The organism is Streptomyces sp. NPDC004327 (genome assembly GCF_042873935.1).
GTDB lineage: Bacteria > Actinomycetota > Actinomycetes > Streptomycetales > Streptomycetaceae > Streptomyces.
This window is the reverse complement of sequence record NZ_JBIAME010000009.1, coordinates 368067-387511: the sequence shown is the minus strand read 5'-3', so window position 1 is coordinate 387511 and position 19445 is coordinate 368067. Positions and strand designations below refer to the sequence as shown.

At 73.2% G+C, this 19445-nt stretch carries 12 protein-coding genes; 9 read left to right on the top strand and 3 right to left on the bottom strand.

Going from position 1 to position 19445, the window contains the following annotated elements; all coding sequences use genetic code 11:
- Positions 1-92 precede the first annotated feature (92 nt).
- From ACFYU9_RS29810 to hflX, 3 genes are all read left to right on the top strand, one after another.
- On the top strand, positions 93-2252 hold the full coding sequence (locus tag ACFYU9_RS29810) for a RelA/SpoT family protein (RefSeq protein WP_389346723.1): 2160 nt from the start codon (positions 93-95) through the stop codon (positions 2250-2252).
- A 308-nt stretch (positions 2253-2560) separates the two neighbouring features.
- Positions 2561-4042: a M1 family metallopeptidase gene (locus ACFYU9_RS29805; protein WP_389346721.1), complete on the top strand. Its 1482-nt coding sequence runs from the start codon at positions 2561-2563 to the stop codon at positions 4040-4042.
- Between the two features lie 253 nt (positions 4043-4295).
- Entirely contained in the window at positions 4296-5789 is a 1494-nt protein-coding gene (hflX, locus tag ACFYU9_RS29800; RefSeq protein ID WP_389207926.1) for a GTPase HflX, read from the top strand.
- Positions 5790-5866: 77 nt separating this feature from the next.
- Here hflX and ACFYU9_RS29795 read toward each other — a convergent pair whose 3' ends face one another.
- Both ACFYU9_RS29795 and ACFYU9_RS29790 read right to left on the bottom strand, forming a co-directional pair.
- Positions 5867-7054, bottom strand: coding sequence for a trypsin-like serine peptidase (locus ACFYU9_RS29795; RefSeq protein ID WP_389207924.1), 1188 nt, complete (start codon positions 7052-7054; stop codon positions 5867-5869).
- A gap of 185 nt (positions 7055-7239) precedes the next feature.
- The gene (locus tag ACFYU9_RS29790; protein ID WP_389207922.1) at positions 7240-8418 is read right to left on the bottom strand and encodes a trypsin-like serine peptidase; all 1179 of its coding nucleotides are present in this window, start codon (positions 8416-8418) and stop codon (positions 7240-7242) included.
- A gap of 322 nt (positions 8419-8740) precedes the next feature.
- On the opposite strand from ACFYU9_RS29790, the gene ACFYU9_RS29785 reads away from it, so the two are divergent.
- The 5 genes from ACFYU9_RS29785 to ACFYU9_RS29765 all read left to right on the top strand — a co-directional run bounded on the left by ACFYU9_RS29785 (position 8741) and on the right by ACFYU9_RS29765 (position 17355).
- Positions 8741-10147, top strand: coding sequence for a diaminobutyrate--2-oxoglutarate transaminase family protein (locus ACFYU9_RS29785; RefSeq protein ID WP_389346719.1), 1407 nt, complete (start codon positions 8741-8743; stop codon positions 10145-10147).
- A gap of 49 nt (positions 10148-10196) precedes the next feature.
- Positions 10197-12107 carry an IucA/IucC family protein gene (locus ACFYU9_RS29780; RefSeq protein WP_389346717.1) on the top strand — a complete coding sequence of 637 codons (1911 nt, stop codon included), beginning with the start codon at positions 10197-10199 and terminating at the stop codon, positions 12105-12107.
- A 77-nt stretch (positions 12108-12184) separates the two neighbouring features.
- Positions 12185-12898: a GNAT family N-acetyltransferase gene (locus tag ACFYU9_RS29775; RefSeq protein WP_389207916.1), complete on the top strand. Its 714-nt coding sequence runs from the start codon at positions 12185-12187 to the stop codon at positions 12896-12898.
- A 354-nt stretch (positions 12899-13252) separates the two neighbouring features.
- Positions 13253-15295, top strand: coding sequence for an IucA/IucC family protein (locus ACFYU9_RS29770; protein WP_389346715.1), 2043 nt, complete (start codon positions 13253-13255; stop codon positions 15293-15295).
- Between the two features lie 86 nt (positions 15296-15381).
- On the top strand, positions 15382-17355 hold the full coding sequence (locus tag ACFYU9_RS29765) for an ATP-dependent DNA helicase (RefSeq protein ID WP_389346713.1): 1974 nt from the start codon (positions 15382-15384) through the stop codon (positions 17353-17355).
- A gap of 102 nt (positions 17356-17457) precedes the next feature.
- Here ACFYU9_RS29765 and lexA read toward each other — a convergent pair whose 3' ends face one another.
- Positions 17458-18249 carry a transcriptional repressor LexA gene (gene lexA / locus ACFYU9_RS29760; RefSeq protein WP_389207910.1) on the bottom strand — a complete coding sequence of 264 codons (792 nt, stop codon included), beginning with the start codon at positions 18247-18249 and terminating at the stop codon, positions 17458-17460.
- A gap of 523 nt (positions 18250-18772) precedes the next feature.
- Between lexA and nrdR the strand changes: the two genes are divergently transcribed.
- Positions 18773-19279: a transcriptional regulator NrdR gene (gene nrdR / locus ACFYU9_RS29755; RefSeq protein ID WP_389207908.1), complete on the top strand. Its 507-nt coding sequence runs from the start codon at positions 18773-18775 to the stop codon at positions 19277-19279.
- The last annotated feature ends 166 nt before the right edge of the window (positions 19280-19445 follow it).

Below are 19445 nucleotides of genomic sequence, written 5' to 3'. Positions count from 1 at the left end.
TGCGCCACGTGGTGGGCTCGGTAGCATCAAGCACCGGCCCGCCGGGCACGCCTGCCCGGCTCTCCGCCGGTCGACGCCGCCGGAGGTGCCCCATGAGCGCAGAGGCCACCAACCCCGTGAGCGAGGCCGGGTCCGCCACCGGATCCGACGCTCCCGGCCGCAGACGAGGCCGCCCCAGGATCGATCTGCGCAGGCTCGGCCGTGCCGCCCTGCTCGGCGCGACCGCCGGGCCCGGCCCGCGCGACCGGCTGCCCGACGCCATCGGGCACGTCGCCGAGGCCCACCGCGCCCACCACCCGGACGCCGACCTCGCCGTGCTGCGCCGTGCCTACGTCCTCGCCGAGTCGTCCCACCGCGGCCAGATGCGCAAGAGCGGCGAGCCCTACATCACCCACCCGCTCGCGGTCACCCTGATCCTCGCCGAACTCGGCGCCGAGACCACGACGCTGACCGCCGCGCTGCTCCACGACACCGTCGAGGACACCGAGGTGACGCTCGAACAGGTGCACCGCGAGTTCGGCGACGAGGTCGCCTATCTCGTCGACGGCGTCACCAAACTGGAGAAGGTCGACTACGGCGCCGCCGCCGAGCCCGAGACCTTCCGCAAGATGCTCGTCGCCACCGGCAACGACGTCCGCGTCATGTCGATCAAACTCGCCGACCGGCTGCACAACATGCGCACCCTCGGCGTGATGCGCCCCGAGAAACAGGCCCGCATCGCCAAGGTCACCCGGGACGTCCTCATCCCGCTCGCCGAACGCCTCGGTGTCCAGGCCCTCAAGACCGAACTGGAGGACCTCGTCTTCGCGATCCTCCACCCCGAGGAGTACGAGGCCACCCGCGCGCTCATCGCCCGCAACGCGGGCGCCGGCGACACCCTCGCCGGCATCGCCGAACAGGTCTCCGCCGTGCTGCGCGAGGCCGGCATCACCGCCGAAGTCCTCGTCAGGCCCCGTCACTTCGTCTCCGTCCACCGGGTCCGGCTCAAGCGCGGCGAACTGCGCGGCCCCGACTTCGGCCGGCTCCTCGTCCTCGTCGGCGAGGACGCCGACTGCTACGCGGTCCTCGGCGAACTCCACACCTGCTTCACCCCGGTGGTCTCCGAGTTCAAGGACTTCATCGCCGCGCCCAAGTTCAACCTCTACCAGTCGCTGCACACCGCCGTCGCCGCGCCCGACGGCGCCGTCGCCGAGGTCCTCATCCGCACCCACCGGATGCACACCGTCGCCGAGGCCGGCGTGGTCGCCCTCGGCAACCCGTACGCGACCCCCGACGGCCCCGAGGGCCTCTCCGCCACCTCGCCCGACCCGTCCGCCGCCGAGGACGGCGAGCGGATCGACCCCACCCGGCCCGGCTGGCTCTCCCGGCTGCTCGACTGGCAGCAGTCCACCCCCGATGCCGACACCTTCTGGACCTCGCTCCACGCCGACCTCGCCCAGGACCAGGAGATCACCGTCTTCCGCGTCGACGGCGGCACCCTGGGCCTGCCCGCCGGCGCCAGCTGCGTCGACGCCGCCTACGCCGAACACGGCGAGGCCGCCCACAGCTGTCTCGGGGCGCGGGTCAACGGCCGGCTCGCGCCGCTCAGCACCGTGCTCCACGACGGCGACACCGTGCAGATCCTCCTCGCCCAGGACTCCACCTCCGGGCCCTCTCCGCAGTGGCTCGACCACGCCCGCACCCCCGCCGCCCGGATCGCCATCACCGCCTGGCTCCAGGCCCACCCCGAGGCCGCCAAGCCCCCGGCCGCCGCCCCCCGGCCACCCGCCAGCCACACCGCCGACCGCCGCTCCGGCGCCAAGCTCCACACCGAACTCCCCGAAGGGCCCTACGTACGGCCCGCCGGCTGCTGCACCCCCGTACCCACCGACGCCATCACCGGCTTCGTCGTCCGCGGCGGCTCCGTCACCGCCCACCGCACCGGCTGCGCCACCGCCGCCACCATGCGCCGGCTCGGCCGCGAACCCGTCACCGTCCACTGGGGCGACACCGCCGAATGCCGCGTCACCCTCCGCGCCGAGTCCTTCGGCCGCCCCGGCCTCCTCGCCGACCTCACCGAGGCCATCGCCGCCGAGGGCGCCGCCGTCGTCTCCGCCACCGTCGAACCGCCGAGCGAGCAGCGGGTCCGCCACACCTACACCCTCCAACTCCCGGACGCGGCGGGGCTGCCCGCGCTGATGAAGGCGATGCGGGACGTGCCGGGGGTGTACGACGTGAGCCGGGCGCGGCAGGCGACGCAGCCGGGCGGCTGAGCGGGCGGGGGAGCGGATCCAGCATCCGAACTCCCGGACCGTGGATCCAACCTCCAGGGTGGTGGATCCAACCTCCGGGATCTCGGATCCAGCATCCGAACTCTCCCGGACCGTGGATCCAAGCTCCGGGATGGTGGACCCAACCTCCGCCTCCGGCCTCCGGGATTTCGGATCCAGAACATCGGATGTCGGATCCAGGATCCCGGGCATCGGATGTTGGATCCAAGCTCCAGGATCCCGTGACCCCTTCGGGTGGCCGGCGTGCGCGCCGCCCCGGCCCGGCGGCCCCGTCCTGGTAGCCGTAGCCCATGCCGCACCCCTCCCGCTCCTCCCGCCCTTCCCGGTCGCCCCGCGCGCGCGTGCTGCGCGCCGCCGTCCTCGTGGCCCTCTCCGCCGGGCTCGTCGCCGCCGCCCTGCCCCCGCCCCCGCCGCTGGGCATCGGCGACCCGCTCTTCCCGCACCTGGGCAACCCCGGCTACGACGTCCTGTCGTACGACATCGACCTGACCTACCCCGGCCGCGACACCCAGCCGCTCGCGGGCGTGACCCACCTCCAGGCCCTGGCCACCGCCGACCTGGAGCGGATCAACCTCGACTTCACCCACGGCAAGGTCTCCGCCGTCACCGTCGACGGCGAGCCGGCCCGGTACGTCACCAGCGACGAGGACCTGGTGATCACCCCGGCCCAGGCGGTCGAACGGGGCGACACGCTCGACATCACCGTCACGCACACCAGCGACCCGAGCGGCCCGGCCGACTCCGGGGGCTGGGTGCGCACCGGAGACGGGCTGGCCATGGCCAACCAGGCCGACGCGGCCCACCGGGTGTTCCCGTCCAACGACCACCCGGCGGACAAGGCGTACTTCACCTTCCGGATCACCGCGCCCGACAACCTCACCGCCGTCGCCAACGGTCTGCCCGCCGGCCGCGAGCGGCACGACGGCGGCACCACCACCTGGACCTACAAGACCGTCCACCCCATGGCCACCGAGCTGGCCCAGGTCTCCATCGGCGACTCGGCCGTCGTGCGCCGCGAGGGCCCGCACGGCCTGCCCGTACGCGACGTCGTGCGCACCGCCGACCGGGAGCTCCTGGAGCCCTGGCTGCGCCGCACGCCCGGCCACCTGGAGTGGATGGAGGGCCGCGTGGGCCCGTACCCCTTCGAGACGTACGGGATCCTCGTCGCGGACGCCGACACCGGCTTCGAGCTGGAGACCCAGACGCTCTCCCTCTTCGAGCGGGGCATCTTCACCGAGCCCGGCTACCCCGAGTGGTACGTCGACTCCGTCCTGGTCCACGAGCTCTCGCACCAGTGGTTCGGCGACAGCGTCTCGCCGCGCGCCTGGTCCGACCTGTGGCTGAACGAGGGGCACGCCACCTGGTACGAGGCGACGTACGCCGAGGAGCACGGCGGTCCGACCCTGGAGCGGCGGATGAAGGCCGCGTACGAGGCCTCGGACCAGTGGCGCGAGGACGGCGGCCCGCCCGCCGCGCCGAAGCCGCCGGCGCCCGGAGAGAAGATCAGCCTGTTCCGGCCGGTGGTCTACGACGGCGCCGCCCTCGCGCTCTACGCGCTGCGCCACGAGATCGGCGACGAGGCCTTCGGGCAGCTCGAGCGCCGCTGGGTGGCCGAGCACCGGGACGGCACGGCGACCACCGCCGACTTCGTCGCCCTCGCCGGCGAGGTGTCCGGGCACGACCAGACCGCGTTCCTGCACGACTGGCTGTACGCGGCGAAGACCCCGCCCATGCCCGGCCACCCCGACTGGAAGAGCCGGACCCCGAGGTGAACCCGACGGCGAGTCCCCCAGCAAGTCCCCCAGCAAGTCCCCCAGCAAGTCCCGCGGGGAGCCCCCGCGGGGAGCCCGGGGTGAAACCCGCGTGACGGGCCGTGCCCGGCCGTGTCACCATCTTCAGGTCGGCGGCGCGGCCGGGCCCGGGAATTCCCCTACGGGAAACCTCGGGGACCAGCACCGGGAATTCTTTTCCGGCGTCACGCGTTGTGACCGGCGTAACGGAATTCTCTTCGACGTTAAGGATCCAATGACCTCCTCTTCATCCCCTTCCCAGGACGAGCAGAGCTTCGCGGACAACCGCCGCACCGAGAGCCTTCGGGCCGATGCCCTGATGGAAGAGGACGTCGCCTGGAGCCACGAGATCGACGGAGCGCGGGACGGCGACCAGTTCGACCGCTCCGAGCGCGCGGCCCTGCGCCGTGTCGCGGGCCTCTCCACCGAGCTCGAGGACGTCACCGAGGTCGAGTACCGGCAGCTGCGCCTGGAGCGCGTCGTGCTGGTCGGTGTGTGGACCTCGGGGACGGTGCAGGACGCGGAGAACTCGCTCGCGGAGCTCGCGGCCCTCGCCGAGACGGCGGGTGCCCTGGTGCTCGACGGCGTGATCCAGCGCCGCGACAAGCCGGACCCGGCCACGTTCATCGGCTCGGGCAAGGCGCAGGAGCTGCGGGACATCGTGCTCGAGACCGGCGCCGACACCGTCGTGTGCGACGGTGAGCTCAGCCCCGGCCAGCTCATCGCCCTCGAGGACGTCGTCAAGGTCAAGGTGGTCGACCGGACCGCCCTGATCCTCGACATCTTCGCCCAGCACGCCAAGTCCCGAGAGGGCAAGGCGCAGGTCGCCCTCGCGCAGATGCAGTACATGCTGCCGCGACTGCGCGGCTGGGGTCAGTCGCTCTCCCGGCAGATGGGTGGCGGCGGCGGTGGCGGCATGGCCACCCGTGGTCCCGGTGAGACCAAGATCGAGACCGACCGGCGCCGGATTCGCGAGAAGATGGCGAAGATGCGCCGCGAGATCGCGGAGATGAAGACCGGCCGCGACATCAAGCGGCAGGAGCGGCGCCGTCACAAGGTGCCGTCGGTCGCCATCGCCGGGTACACCAACGCCGGCAAGTCGTCCCTGCTCAACCGCCTCACGGGCGCCGGCGTCCTGGTGGAGAACGCGCTGTTCGCCACCCTGGACCCGACCGTCCGGCGGGCCGAGACGCCCTCCGGTCGGCTCTACACCCTGGCGGACACCGTCGGCTTCGTCCGGCACCTGCCCCACCACCTGGTCGAGGCGTTCCGCTCCACCATGGAGGAGGTCGCCGACGCCGACCTGATCCTGCACGTGGTGGACGGCTCGCACCCGGCTCCGGAGGAGCAGCTGGCGGCGGTGCGCGAGGTGTTCCGCGAGGTCGGCGCGGTGGACGTGCCGGAGATCGTCATCGTCAACAAGGCGGACGCGGCCGACCCGCTGGTGCTCCAGCGGCTGCTGCGGATCGAGAAGCACTCGCTCGCCGTCTCCGCCCGTTCGGGCGAGGGCATCGAGCAGCTGCTCGCCCTGATCGACGCCGAGCTGCCGCGGCCGCAGGTCGAGATCGAGGTCCTCGTGCCGTACACGCAGGGCGGTCTCGTCTCGCGGGCGCACGCCGAGGGCGAGGTGATCTCCGAGGAGCACACCCCGGAGGGCACCCTGCTCAAGGCCCGGGTGCACGAGGACCTGGCGGCGCTCTTCGCGCCGTACGTCCCCGCCGCGCACTGACCCGCGCGCAAGCGACACAAGGGCGCCGGCCGCCTCCCGCGAGGGAGACGGCCGGCGCCTTCGTCATACGCGCCCGGTCAGTGGGCGAACTTCTTGCTGATCATCTCGTGGGCCGCCTTGGCGCCCTGACCCAGCTGCGGTCCGGCCAGCCAGCCGCGGCTTCCGGCCGGGCCGATCGAGGTGTTCGACACCAGCGCCGTCTTGCCGTTCGCCATCACGTGGAACCAGCCGCCGCCCGACGAACCACCGGTCATGGTGCAGCCGATCCGGTACATCGTCGGCGTCGCCGGAGCCGTGGTCAGCCGCGCCGGACGGTCCAGGCACTTGTGCATGATCATGCCGTTGTACGGAGGCGCCGCCGGGTAGCCCCAGGCGCCGACCGTGCCGGCCCGCGCGGCCGACGGAGCGGAGAAGTCGACCGGCAGCGCCGCGCCCACCGTCTCCTCCAGCGACTTGCGGCCCTTCTGCGGCTGCACGTGCAGGATGGCGTAGTCGTACGGCCACGCCTGGTTGGTGCCGCCGCTCTGGAGCCACTCGCCGGAGGTCACGGCCCAGTCGGCCCAGTACTGGCCGTACGGGTAGACCTCGTACGGCTGCGCGTTGCGCAGCTGCGCCGGGGACTTGCCGAGGTCGTTGAAGGCCGGGACGAACATGATGTTGCGGTACCAGCCGCCGCGCTTGCCGGCGTGCACGCAGTGGCCGGCCGTCCACACCAGGTTGGACTTGCCGGGCCGGCGCGGGTCCTTCACGATCGTGCCGGAGCAGACCATGGAGCCCTCGGGCGAGTCGAAGAAGATCTTGCCGACCGGGGCCGCGTAGCGGTGGTACGGGGTCTTCTCACGCTGCGCGGTCACCGGCCGCGGCACGGGGTCGGTGCCCCCGGTGGCCGCCTGCGCGGTGATCGTCGGGTCGGGGCTCTTCGCGGACTGCATCCGCGTCGGGTCCCACAGGCCGTCGATGACCGGGTTGACGAAGTCGTCCGCCTCGCGCAGCCACTTGTCCTTGTCCCAGTTCTTCCACTCACCGCCCCGCCACTTGTCGACGTCGACGCCGTGCTTCTTCAGCTTGTCGGCGACGCCCTTGGCGAGATCGGACGCGGAATCGGAGCCGGCGTCGCCGGGAGCGGCGCTCACGGAGGCCGTCGTGCCGGCGGGCTTGTCGGAGGCCGGGGTGTCGGTGGGGCCGCAGGCGGTGGCGGTCAGCGCGAGCGCCGCCGCCAGGGCCGTGAAGGCCGGCAGGAGTCGTATGGAACGCTTGGAACGCATGGCAGTCGTTGTCCCCCTGGGATTCTGTCGCGCGTCCGGCCGGCCCGGGCACGGCCGCCACGGAGGGCCACCGCCGAACATTGCCATGGACGCGTCACTTGCAGTTGCACAGTATGCCCGCAACGGCCGGGCGGGATCCCCGGGGGGACCCCGCCCGGCGCATCACGGACGCACCGTCATCGGCCTTACTTGTTCGCGTACTTCTTGCTCATGCCGTCGTAGAGCGCCTTCGCCTCGGCGCCGAGCCGCGGGCCGGCCAGCCAGCCCGCCGACACCGGACCGATCGAGGTGTTCGACACGAGGGCCGGCTTGCCGTCCTGGCCCGCGGCCACCCAGCCGCCGCCGGACGAACCACCGGTCATGGTGCAGCCGATCCGGTACATCGTCGGCTGATCGGTCTTCACCGACAGCCGGCCCGGCTTGTCCGCGCACTGGTACATCAGCTGCCCGTCGAAGGGCTTGGCCGCCGGGAAGCCGGTCGCCGTCATGCTCGCGATCTTCGGCACGGCAGGCGCGTTGAACTGCACCGGAAGCGCCGAACCGACCGTCTCCTCCAGCGACTTGCCCGAGCCGCCCTTCTCCGGCGTCACGTGCAGCACCGCGAAGTCGTACGGAGCGCCCTGGCCGCCGGTCTGGCCGCCCTGGTCGATCCACTGCTGCGAGGTCTGCGCCCAGTCGCTCCACCACACGCCGTACGGAGCGATCTCGTCACGGCTCGCCTGCTCGAGGGCAGAGGTCGACTTGGCGTTGTTGTTGTACGAGGGGACGAAGGCGATGTTGCGGTACCAGCCGCCCTTCTTGCCGGCGTGCACGCAGTGGCCGGCCGTCCAGACCATGTTCGACTTGCCCGGGTGCGCCGGGTCCTGCACGACCGTCGCCGAGCAGACCATCGAGCCCTCGGGGCTGTCGAAGAAGACCTTGCCGGAGGCCGGCGCCGTCTCGTGGTACGGCGCCTGCACGGCCGTCGCCTTCACCGGCGCCGGCGTCGGGTCCGTCACGCCCTTGTCACCGGAGATGTCCTCCGGGTCGACCGGCTTGTCCGGACGCTGGGCGTCGCGCATGCGGTCCTTGTCCCACAGGCCCTCGATGATCGGGTTGACGTAGTCCTTGGCCTCGCGCAGCCACTTGTCCTTGTCCCAGTTCTTCCACTCACCGCCCCGCCACTTGTCCATGTCGATCCCGTGCTCCTTCAGACGCTTCTTCAGGTCGTCCGGAATGTGGATCTTGCCGTCAGTGGACGGGTTCGCGGAGGCGCTGGGCTGCTCACCGCCCGCGTTGTCCTCGGTCGGACCGCAGGCAGTCGCCGTCAGCGTCAGCGCCGCGACGGCGGATGCCGCTGCCAGCAGCGGACGAATCGATCGCATCTCGTGATCCCCCTGGGACTACGTCAACTTGTGCATCAGTGAACGGCGTGGGCACGCGAGGCCCCACGCCAGGTGAAGCCCCCACTATGCCGGTGCCGGACGAGACGGTACGACCCAGGTCCGCGGTTCCCGTCACCCGCGGCCGTTGCCATGCCGTGACCCCGTGTCCCGCAAGGATCTTGGCTCTCGCCCGTGATCCCGGGCAGGTGACGTCGTTGGTACGTACGGGGGACACAACGGCCGCTGTCGGGACGCGCCTTCGGGGCGCGCCCGCAACGTACCGATGTGCAACGCAACCGTTACAGCGGGAGGACACCGAGCAGTGGCCGTGACCGAACCAGCTCCGGCCGCAGGGCCGGGCGCGCGGAAGCGTGAGGAGCACCGTCCGCCCGGAGAGGGGGCCGCGCACGAGGGCATCCTGCGCCGGCAGGCGCAGCGCGAGTCCGCCGCGCGCACCTACGCGCGCTCGCTGCCGATCGTCCCGGTCCGGGCCCGCGGACTCACCATCGAGGGCGCCGACGGCCGCCGTTACCTGGACTGCCTGTCCGGCGCCGGTACGCTGGCCCTCGGACACAACCACCCCGTCGTCCTCGAAGCGATCCGCAAGGTCCTCGACTCCGGCGCGCCGCTCCACGTCCTGGACCTCGCCACCCCGGTCAAGGACGCCTTCACCACCGAGCTGTTCGCCACCCTGCCCGGCAAGCTCGCCGACGACGCCCGCATCCAGTTCTGCGGACCGGCCGGCACCGACGCCGTCGAGGCCGCCCTCAAACTCGTCCGCACCGCCACCGGCAGGCGCGGCGTGCTCGCCTTCAGCGGCGCCTACCACGGCATGACCGCCGGCGCCCTCGACGCCTCCGGCGGCGCCGGAGACGTCCGCGTCGCCCGGCTGCCGTACCCGCGGGACTACCGCTGCCCGTTCGGCGTCGGCGGCGAGCGCGGCGCCGAACTCGCCGCCCGCTGGACCGAGAACGTCGTCGACGACCCCAAGAGCGGCGTCCCCACCCCCGCCGGGATGATCCTCGAACCCGTCCAGGGCGAGGGCGGCGTCATCCCCGCCCCGGACAGCTGGCTGCGCCGGATGCGCGCGCTCACCGAGGCCCGCGGCATCCCGCTGATCGCCGACGAGGTCCAGACCGGCGTCGGCCGCACCGGCACCTTCTGGGCCGTCGAACACAGCGGCGTCGTCCCCGACGTGATGGTCCTGTCCAAGGCCATCGGCGGCTCCCTGCCGCTCGCCGTCGTCGTCTACCGCAGCGAACTCGACGCCTGGGAGCCCGGCGCCCACGCGGGCACGTTCCGCGGCAACCAGCTCGCCATGGCCGCCGGCGCCGCCACCCTCGCCTACGTACGGGAGAACGGGCTCGCCGCGCGGGCCGGTGTCCTCGGCGCCCGCATGCTCGGGCAGCTGCAGGGCCTCGCCGCCGCCCACCCCTGCGTCGGCGACGTGCGCGGCCGCGGCCTGATGATCGGCGTCGAGCTCGTCGACCCCGAGGGCGCGGGCCCGGACGACCTCGCCCCGCCACCCGACCCCGGGCTGGCGAGCGCCGTCCAGCGCCAGTGCCTCGACCGCGGCCTCATCGTCGAACTCGGCGGCCGTCACAACGCGGTGGTCCGTCTGCTGCCGCCGCTCACCCTCACCGACGAGCAGGCGGCCGCCGTCCTCGACCGCTTCGCCGACGCGCTGGCCGCCGCCGAACGGACCCACCGGACCCGGCCCGCCGGCTGATCCGTCACCGGACCCCGCCCGGCCCCTTCCCCCCTCCCAAGGAAGCCCCGTGAACCCCACCCCCACCCCCACCCCCACCGCCACGTCCGTCGCCGATGCGGCCGGCATCCGCACCGCCGCCACGTCCGTCGCCGACGCGGCCGGCATCCGCACCGCCGCCGAGCCCGCCGCCGCGCCCGTCGTCGAGACCGCCGACGACCCCACCGTCCCCCGGCAGTACGAGCACCGCTCCGCCGACCCGCTGGACGACCCCGACCCGGCGCGCGCCGCCGACGCCGCCGCCGTGGAGAACCTGCTGCGCTGCTGGGTACGCGAGACGAACCTCCCGGCCCCCGACGGCGCCACCCTGCGCGTCCCGCTCGACGCCTGCGGAACCGCCCTCCTCGTACCCGTCCGCCACTGGTCCCGCACCGGCTGGCACCGCTTCGGCACCCCCGCCCTCGAAGGACTCCCCGCCACCGCCCCGGCCGTCGACGCCGTCACCCTCGCCGCCCTGCTCAGCCGCGAGACCGGCGGCTCGGGCGGTGCCGAGGCCACCGAACTGGTCGGCCGGGTCGCCGACTCCGCCCGCCGCACCGCCGAGTTCATCGCCGTCCGCCGCCGCGACCCGCGGCCCCGCCCCGAGGCCGACCTCTTCCTCACCGCCGAGCAGTCCCTGCTGCTCGGCCACCCCCTGCACCCCACCCCCAAGAGCCGCGAGGGCCTCTCCGAGTCCGAGGCCCGGCTCTACTCACCCGAGGTGCACGGCTCCTTCCCGCTCCACTGGATGGCCGTCGACACCACCGTCCTCGCCACCGACTCGGCCTGGACCGAACAGGGCCGCCCTGTCGCCGCCGCCCAGCTCACCGCCGGCCTCGCCGAAGGCCTCGAACTCCCCGCCGGCACCACCGCCCTGCCCCTGCACCCCTGGCAGGCCCGCGAACTGCGCCACCGCCCCGCCGTCGCCGCCCTGCTCGACGCCGGGCTCCTCCACGACCTCGGCCCGCACGGCAGCGACTGGCACCCCACCTCCTCCGTGCGCACCGTGCACCGCCCCGGCGCGCGGGCCATGCTCAAGCTCTCCCTCGGCGTCCGCATCACCAACTCCCGCCGCGAGAACCTGCGCAAGGAACTCCACCGCGGCGTCGAGGTGCACCGGCTCCTCCGTACCGGCCTCGTCGACCGGTGGCAGGCCGCCCACCCGGGCTTCGACATCGTCCGCGACCCCGCCTGGCTCGCCGTCGACACCCCCGACGGCGCCCCCGTGACCGGCCTCGACGTCATGATCCGGCACAACCCCTTCGCCGCCGGCGACGACGCCGTCTGCCTCGCCGCGCTCACCGCCCCGCGCCCCTGGCCCGGTTCGGCCCGGATGCGCTCCCGGCTCGCCGACCTCGTGCTGCGGCTCGCCGCCCGCACCGGCCGCTCCACCACCGCCGTCGCCGCCGAGTGGTTCCTGCGCTACCTCGACGTCGTCGTCCGCCCGATCCTGTGGCTGGACGGCCAGGCCGGCATCGCCCTGGAGGCCCACCAGCAGAACACCCTCGTGCTGCTCGACCCCGACGGCTGGCCCGTCGGCGGCCGCTACCGCGACAACCAGGGCTACTACTTCCGCGAGTCCCGCCGCGAGGAACTGGAGCGCCGCCTGCCCGGCATCGGCTCCGTCAGCGACACCTTCGTCTCCGACCAGGTCACCGACGAGCGCTTCGCCTACTACCTCGGCATCAACAACGTCCTCGGCATGATCGGCGCCTTCGGCTCCCAGCAGCTCGCCGACGAGCGCGTCCTGCTCGCCGCCCTGCGCAGCTTCCTCACCGGCGCGACCACGCTCGGTTCCCCGCTGCCGCACCGGCTCCTGGAGGCCGCGACCCTGCGCTGCAAGGCCAATCTGCTCACCCGGCTGCACGGCCTGGACGAGCTGGTCGGCCCCGTCGACACCCAGTCCGTCTACGTCACCATCGGCAACCCCCTGCGCGGCTGAACCCGCGCCGCCCGCGCCGCCGACTCCCTCCGCCCCGTCCCCCGTCCCCGTCCACCCACCGAGAGGAGCGCACCTCCGTGCCTCCCACCGAAGCGCCGCACCCGGCACGCACCGGCGCCGACCTCGCCGCCGACGACACCCTGGACCTCCACCTGCCCGGGGACCTCATCGCCCTCCTGGCCGCCGGCGAACGGCCCCCCAGCGGCCCCGGCGACGGCGGCGACCTGCTCGACGGCCTCGCCGGCTGGGCACCCGCCGACACCCCGGCCGGCCGCTTTCGGCTCGTGCCCGTCCGGCTCGACCACGATCTGGCGCTCGTCGCCCGCTGGATGAACGACCCCGCCGTCGCCGCCTTCTGGGAACTCCAAGGCCCCGACAGCGTCACCGCCGACCACATCCGGGCCCAGCTCGACGGCGACGGCCGCAGCGTGCCCTGCCTCGGCGTCCTCGACGGTACGCCCATGAGCTACTTCGAGATCTACCGCGCCGACCTCGACCCGCTCGCCCGCCACTACCCGGCCCGCCCGCACGACACCGGCGTCCACCTCCTCGTCGGCGGCGTCGCCGACCGGGGCCGCGGCCTCGGTACGACGCTGCTGCGCGCCGTCGCCGACCTCGTCCTCGACCACCGGCCCCGCTGCACCCGCGTCCTCGCCGAGCCCGACCTGCGCAACACCCCGTCCGTGGCCGCCTTCCTCGGCGCCGGTTTCCGCCTCTCCGCGGAGGTCGACCTGCCCGACAAGCGCGCCGCGCTCATGGTCCGCGACCGCGCCCTGCGCCACCTCCTCTGAGCCCCGCCCGCGCCCCTGACCCAGCCCCGACGTGGCCCCCTGACCCAGCCCGACGTGGCCCCCTGACCCAGCCCCGACGTGGCCCCCGATCTCGCCCCGACATAGCCCTCGACCTCGCCGCGACGTGGCCCCCGACCCCGCCCCGACGCGGCTCCTGAGCCAGTGCCGCCTCGGCTTCGACCTCGCCCCGACCCGGTTCCTGACCCAGTCCCGACTCGGCCCCTGACCTCACCCCGACGCCGGATCCCCCTCCGGCTTCGGATCCCACTCCAGCCCGACCTCACCCCCGACTCTGCACACCCACACCTCACCTTCCACCGCCCACCCACAGCGGTCCCACCCCGAGGAGTCCCCGTGTCGACGTCCCCTGCACCGCTCGACTCCACCGCGCCCACCCCGACCGCCCCCTACGGCCCGCCCGAACTCAACCCGGACACCTGGGCCCGGGCCGGCGCCCGGCTGCTCGCCAAGGCCGTCGCCGAGTTCGCGTACGAGGAGATCATCCAGCCCCAGCCGCAGCCGGCCGACGGCCCGGGCCCCGCCACCCCCACCGCGGCCAACCCGGCCGACGGCCCCTCCGCAGCCTCCCCGACCGCCGCCAACCCGGCCGACGGCCCGGGCCCCGCCACCCCAGCCGACGACCCCTCCGCCGCCTCCTACCCGGCCGACGGCCCCTCCGCCGCCACCCCGACCGCCGCCACCCCAGCCGACGACCCCTCCGCCGCCACCCCGGCCGACGGCGCCCTCACACCCCCGGCGGCCGGACCCGGCCGCTACACGCTCACCCTCGACGACGGCGGCATCCTCGCCTTCACCGCCCGCCGCGGCGCCTACGGCCACTGGCGCGTCGCCGCCGACTCGCTCACCCTCGACGGCCGGCCCGCCACCGACCCGCTCGACTTCCTGGTCCGCGCCCGCCGTCTGCTCGGCATCGACGGCGCCACCCTCGGCCACCTGGTCCGCGAACTGACCACCACCCTGGCCGCCGACGCCCGCCTCGACCACACCGCCCTGCCCGCCTCCCGTCTCGCCGACCTCGGCTACGCCGAGCTCGAAGGCCACCAGACCGGCCACCCCTGGCTCGTCCTCAACAAGGGCCGGATCGGTTTTTCCGCCACCGACACCGCCCGGTGGGCACCCGAGGCCCGCCGCCCGGCCCGGCTGCCGTGGATCGCCGTCAGCAGCCGCATCGCCGCCTACCGGGGCGTGACCGGACTCGCCACCCCCGACCGGCTCTACGCGGGCGAACTCGACCCCGAGGTCCTCACGCGCTTCCACGCCGAGCTGCGGGGCCGCGGTCTCGACCCCGACGCCTACCTCCTGCTGCCCGTCCACCCCTGGCAGTGGGACGAGATCCTCCTCCCGCTCTACGCCCCCGCCGTCGCCGCCGGAGAGATCGTCCCGCTCCCCGAGGACGGCGACCTGCGCCTGCCGCAGCAGTCCATCCGCACCTTCCTCAACACCAGCCGCCCCGACCGGCACACCGTCAAACTGCCCCTCTCCGTCCTCAACACCCTGGTGTGGCGGGGTCTTCCCACCGAGCGCACCCTCGCCGCCCCCGCGGTCACCGCCTGGGTGCACGGGCTGCGCGACGCCGACCCCTTCCTGCGTGACGAGTGCGGGGTGATCCTGCTCGGCGAGGTCGCCTCCGTGACCGTCGAGCACCCGCTGTACGACCGGCTGCCGGAAGTCCCGTACCAGTACAAGGAACTCCTCGGCGCGATCTGGCGCGAGCCGCTGCGGCTGCCCCCGGGCGAACGCGCCCGCACCCTCGCCTCGCTGCTGCACACCGACCCGGCCGGCCGCGCCTTCGCCGCCGAGCTCGTCGAACGCTCCGGGCTCACCCCCCGGGCCTGGCTCCAGCGCCTCTTCGCCGCCCTGCTGCCGCCGCTGCTGCACTTCCTCTACCGGTACGGCACGGTCTTCTCCCCGCACGGCGAGAACGCCATCGTCGTCTACGACGACCGGGACGTGCCCGTCCGCCTGGCGATCAAGGACTTCGTGGACGACGTGAACATCAGCGCCGTACCGCTGCCCGAGCACGCCACCATGCCGGACGACGTGCGGGCCGTACTCCTCACGGAGGCGCCCGACTTCCTCACCCAGTTCATCCATTCGGGTCTGTTCGTGGGCGTCTTCCGCTACCTCGCGCCGCTGTGCGAGGAGCAACTGGACGTGCCGGAGGAGGAGTTCTGGGGCCTGGTACGCGCCGAGATCCTCCGCCACCAGTCGCGCTTCCCGGAGCTGAAGGAGCGCTTCGAGCTGTTCGACCTGCTCGTGCCGCGGATCGACCGGCTCTGTCTCAACCGCAACCGGCTGCACCTCGACGGCTACCGAGACCGCGCCGAGCGGCCCCACGCGGCCGTCCACGGGACCGTGCCGAACCCGCTCGCCTGACCCGCCCGCCCGGCCGCCCGTGTGATCCGCCCGGGACGGCCGAGGCGGCTCCGGGTGTCAGTGCCGACCCGTAGGCTGGGAGGGCTATGACGAAGCCATCCCTCCCCGATCTCCTCCACGCCGCCGTCTCCGCCGTCGGCGGTGTGGAGCGCCCCGGCCAGGTCACCATGGCCGAGGCAGTCGCCGAGGCCATCGACGACGGTTCGCACCTGCTCGTCCAGGCCGGCACCGGCACCGGTAAGTCCCTCGGCTATCTCGTGCCCGCCCTGGCGCACGGGGAGAGAGTGGTGGTCGCGACGGCGACGCTGGCGCTCCAGCGCCAGCTCGTCGAGCGCGACCTGCCGCGCACGGTCGACTCGCTCCACCCGCAGCTGCGCCGCCGCCCGGAGTTCGCCATGCTCAAGGGCCGGTCGAACTATCTGTGTCTCCACCGGCTCCACGAGGGCGTGCCGCAGGACGAGGAGGAAGGCCTCTTCGACCCCTTCGAGGCGGCGGCTCCCACCAGCAAGCTCGGCCAGGACCTGCTGCGGCTGCGGGACTGGTCCGACGAGACGGAGACCGGCGACCGCGACGACCTCACGCCGGGCGTGTCCGACCGCGCCTGGGCCCAGGTCTCGGTCTCCTCGCGCGAGTGCCTGGGCGCGAGCAAGTGCGCGTACGGTCCGGAGTGCTTCGCCGAGGCGGCCCGCGAGCGCGCCAAGCTCGCCGAGGTCGTCGTCACCAACCACGCGCTGCTCGCCATCGACGCGATCGAGGGCGCCCCGGTGCTCCCGCATCACGAGGTGCTGATCGTCGACGAGGCCCATGAGCTGGTCTCCCGGGTCACCGGTGTCGCCACCGGCGAGCTCACCCCGGGCCAGGTCAACCGGGCGGTGCGGCGCGCGGCGAAGCTGGTCGACGAGAAGGTGGCCGACGAGCTGCAGACCGCGGCCGAGGGCTTCGAGAAGCTGATGGAGCTGGCGCTGCCGGGCCGCCTGGAGGAGATCCCCGAGGACCTCGGCTACGCGCTGATGGCCCTGCGCGACGCCTCCCGCGCGGTGATCACCGCGCTCGGCTCCACCCGCGACCGCTCCGTGCAGGACGAGGACGCGGTGCGCAAGCAGGCCCTGGCCTCCGTGGAGACGGTGCACGGGGTCGCCGAGCGGATCACCCAGGGCTCGGAGTGGGACGTCGTCTGGTACGAGCGGCACGACCGCTTCGGCGCCTCGCTGCGGGTCGCGCCGATGAGCGTCTCGGGCCTGCTGCGCGAGAAGCTCTTCGCGGACCGCTCCGTCGTGCTGACCTCCGCCACCCTGAAGCTGGGCGGCGACTTCAACGGCGTGGGCGCCTCGCTGGGCCTGGCGCCGGAGGGCACCCAGGGCGACGACCTGCCGGTGTGGAAGGGCATCGACGTCGGCTCGCCCTTCGACTATCCGAAGCAGGGCATCCTCTATGTCGCCAAACATCTGAACCGGCCCGCCCGGGACGGCGAGCGCGGCGACATGATGGACGAGCTGGCCGAGCTGATGCAGGCGGCCGGCGGCCGCACGCTCGGCCTCTTCTCCTCGATGCGGGCCGCCCAGCAGGCGGCCGAGGAGCTTCGCGGCCGGATCCCCGAGCTGCCGATCCTGCTCCAGGGCGAGGACACCCTCGGCGAGCTGATCAAGAACTTCGCCGCCGACCCGAAGACCTGTCTGTTCGGCACGCTCTCGCTCTGGCAGGGCGTGGACGTCCCCGGGCCGAACTGCCAGCTCGTCGTCATGGACAAGATCCCGTTCCCGCGCCCTGACGACCCGCTGATGAGCGCCCGGCAGAAGGCGGTCGAGGAGGCCGGCGGCAACGGCTTCATGGCGGTCGCGGCGACGCACGCGGCGCTGCTGATGGCACAGGGCGCCGGCCGTCTCGTACGGGCGACGGGGGACCGCGGTGTGGTCGCCGTCCTCGACCCGCGGCTGGCCACGGCCCGGTACGGCAGCTATCTGAAGGCCTCGCTGCCGGACTTCTGGTACACGACGGACCGCAACCAGGTGCGGAAGTCGCTGTCGGCGATCGACGCGGCCGCCAGGGCCGCGGAGGGGTAGCCGGGGCGGAGAGGCGGCCGGCGCGGGGTCCTGGGGACACGGCAGGGCCCCGGGACCGGCGCAGTGGGTCCCGGGGCCCGGTTCAGGGCCGACGAGGTGCTGTCACACCCGTCGCAGCACGGCGACGACCTTGCCGAGGATGGTGGCCTCGTCGCCGGGGATCGGCTGGTACGCCGCGTTGTGCGGCAGCAGCCAGACGTGGCCGTCCTCGCGCTTGAAGCGCTTGACCGTGGCCTCGCCGTCGAGCATGGCGGCCACGATGTCACCGTTCTCGGCGACGGGCTGGCGGCGGACCGTCACCCAGTCCCCGTCGCAGATGGCGGCCTCGATCATGGAGTCGCCGACCACCTTGAGGACGAACAGCTCGCCGTCGCCGACCAGCTGCCGGGGGAGCGGGAAGACGTCCTCGACGGACTCCTCGGCCAGGATGGGGCCACCGGCCGCGATCCGGCCGACCAGGGGAACGTAGGACGCGGCGGGCTTGCCGGTGGTGTCGGTCGGCTGCGTGCTGGGCTGGTCGGAGCCGCGAACCTCGTACGCCCGGGGCCGGTGCGGGTCGCGACGGAGGAAGCCCTTGCGCTCGAGGGCCATCAGCTGGTGTGCCACGGAGGAGGTGCTGGAGAGGCCGACGGCCTGGCCGATCTCGCGCATGGACGGCGGGTACCCGCGGCGCTGCACGGAGTCGCGGATGACCTCGATCACCCGGCGCTGGCGGTCGGTGAGGCCGGAACTGTCGGCCCTGATGCCGGGAGGTCGTCCGGGGAGGGAGCGCGCGGGGCGGCCGGGCTCCCCCTCCCCGTTCATGACGGTGTCGTTCATCGCGTGTACCGGCTCGAATCGGCCCTGGGAGCGGTCCTGGGCGGTGATGGTGGCACTGTCTGCGGTGGTGGTCACGTCGGCGGCCCCTCTCGAATGGTCTCCCTGGCTGGCACAACGGTAGTAGCTTTCGAAAGGTTGCGCCAAACACACGTTCGAGTGAAAATTCGCAGTTCGCCTTACGTGTGTGCGCACGTAGGTGTATGGGCACTCACAGGCCGTCATCAGCCCCGCATCGGTCCGCATCGGCCGGACATCGCAAATCGGTCATTACGGTAGTCTTCGGCGTCGGCCCGAGGCGGTTCCGGCCGCCGTTCCAGTGTCGCACCGACGACCCCGGCGTCCGCGTCGCCGCGCCCTTCCCGTAGCTTTGTGGGCGGCTTCCAGGCCGGGCGGAGGCGCGACACGCGCAAGGCCCCCCAAATGCCGCCACCCCCAAGATCTAGTGGTTGTATGGCGTCAGCCACCTACCAGTAGTGGTCTCGGGTGTGGTCCTGGTCTGCCGAGGGTCTCCGAATCGCCTATGCTGGTGGTCGCTTCGAGGGGCCTTCACGGGCCCGCCGGGGCTATTCAGTCGTGCCATGAGGAGGGTCGGAAACACATGCACTGCCCCTTCTGCAGGCACCCCGACAGCCGTGTCGTCGACAGTCGCACCACCGACGACGGGACGTCGATCCGACGCCGCCGCCAGTGCCCCGACTGCTCCCGTCGTTTCACGACGGTCGAGACGTGCTCGCTCATGGTCGTGAAGCGCTCCGGAGTCACCGAGCCCTTCAGCCGTACCAAGGTCATCTCCGGCGTGCGCAAGGCGTGTCAGGGACGGCCCGTCACCGAGGACGCCCTCGCCAAGCTCGGCCAGCGGGTCGAGGAGGCGGTGCGTGCCACCGGGAGTGCCGAGCTGACCACCCACGACGTGGGTCTGGCCATCCTCGGCCCGCTGCAGGAGCTCGACCTCGTCGCGTACCTGCGTTTCGCGTCCGTTTACAAGGCTTTCGACAGCCTCGAAGACTTCGAGGCCGCCATCGCGGAGCTCCGCGTGCGGCCTCCCGCCGGTGGCGGGAGCGGAGCGGCCCCCGAGGTCCCCGTCCCCGCCACCGCCGCCGACTGAGCGGCGGTCCGGACCGGTCACGGTCCGGCGACCGGCCGCCGCGCGGCCGGAACAAGACGTGCCCCGAGCGGCCCCACGGGTCCGTGAGGCGTTCGTGGCAACAGCAGTAACCGACAGCAGTACAGAAACCAGAGCCCTGGGATTTTCCAGGCGCTCCACGGTGTTT

Coding starts and splice junctions, on each gene's coding strand:
- ACFYU9_RS29810 (WP_389346723.1), top strand. CDS start 93: ATGAGCGCAGAGGCCACCAACCCCGTGAGCGAGGCCGGGTCCGCCACC.
- ACFYU9_RS29805 (WP_389346721.1), top strand. CDS start 2,561: ATGCCGCACCCCTCCCGCTCCTCCCGCCCTTCCCGGTCGCCCCGCGCG.
- hflX (WP_389207926.1), top strand. CDS start 4,296: ATGACCTCCTCTTCATCCCCTTCCCAGGACGAGCAGAGCTTCGCGGAC.
- ACFYU9_RS29795 (WP_389207924.1), bottom strand. CDS start 7,054: ATGCGTTCCAAGCGTTCCATACGACTCCTGCCGGCCTTCACGGCCCTG.
- ACFYU9_RS29790 (WP_389207922.1), bottom strand. CDS start 8,418: ATGCGATCGATTCGTCCGCTGCTGGCAGCGGCATCCGCCGTCGCGGCG.
- ACFYU9_RS29765 (WP_389346713.1), top strand. CDS start 15,382: ATGACGAAGCCATCCCTCCCCGATCTCCTCCACGCCGCCGTCTCCGCC.
- nrdR (WP_389207908.1), top strand. CDS start 18,773: ATGCACTGCCCCTTCTGCAGGCACCCCGACAGCCGTGTCGTCGACAGT.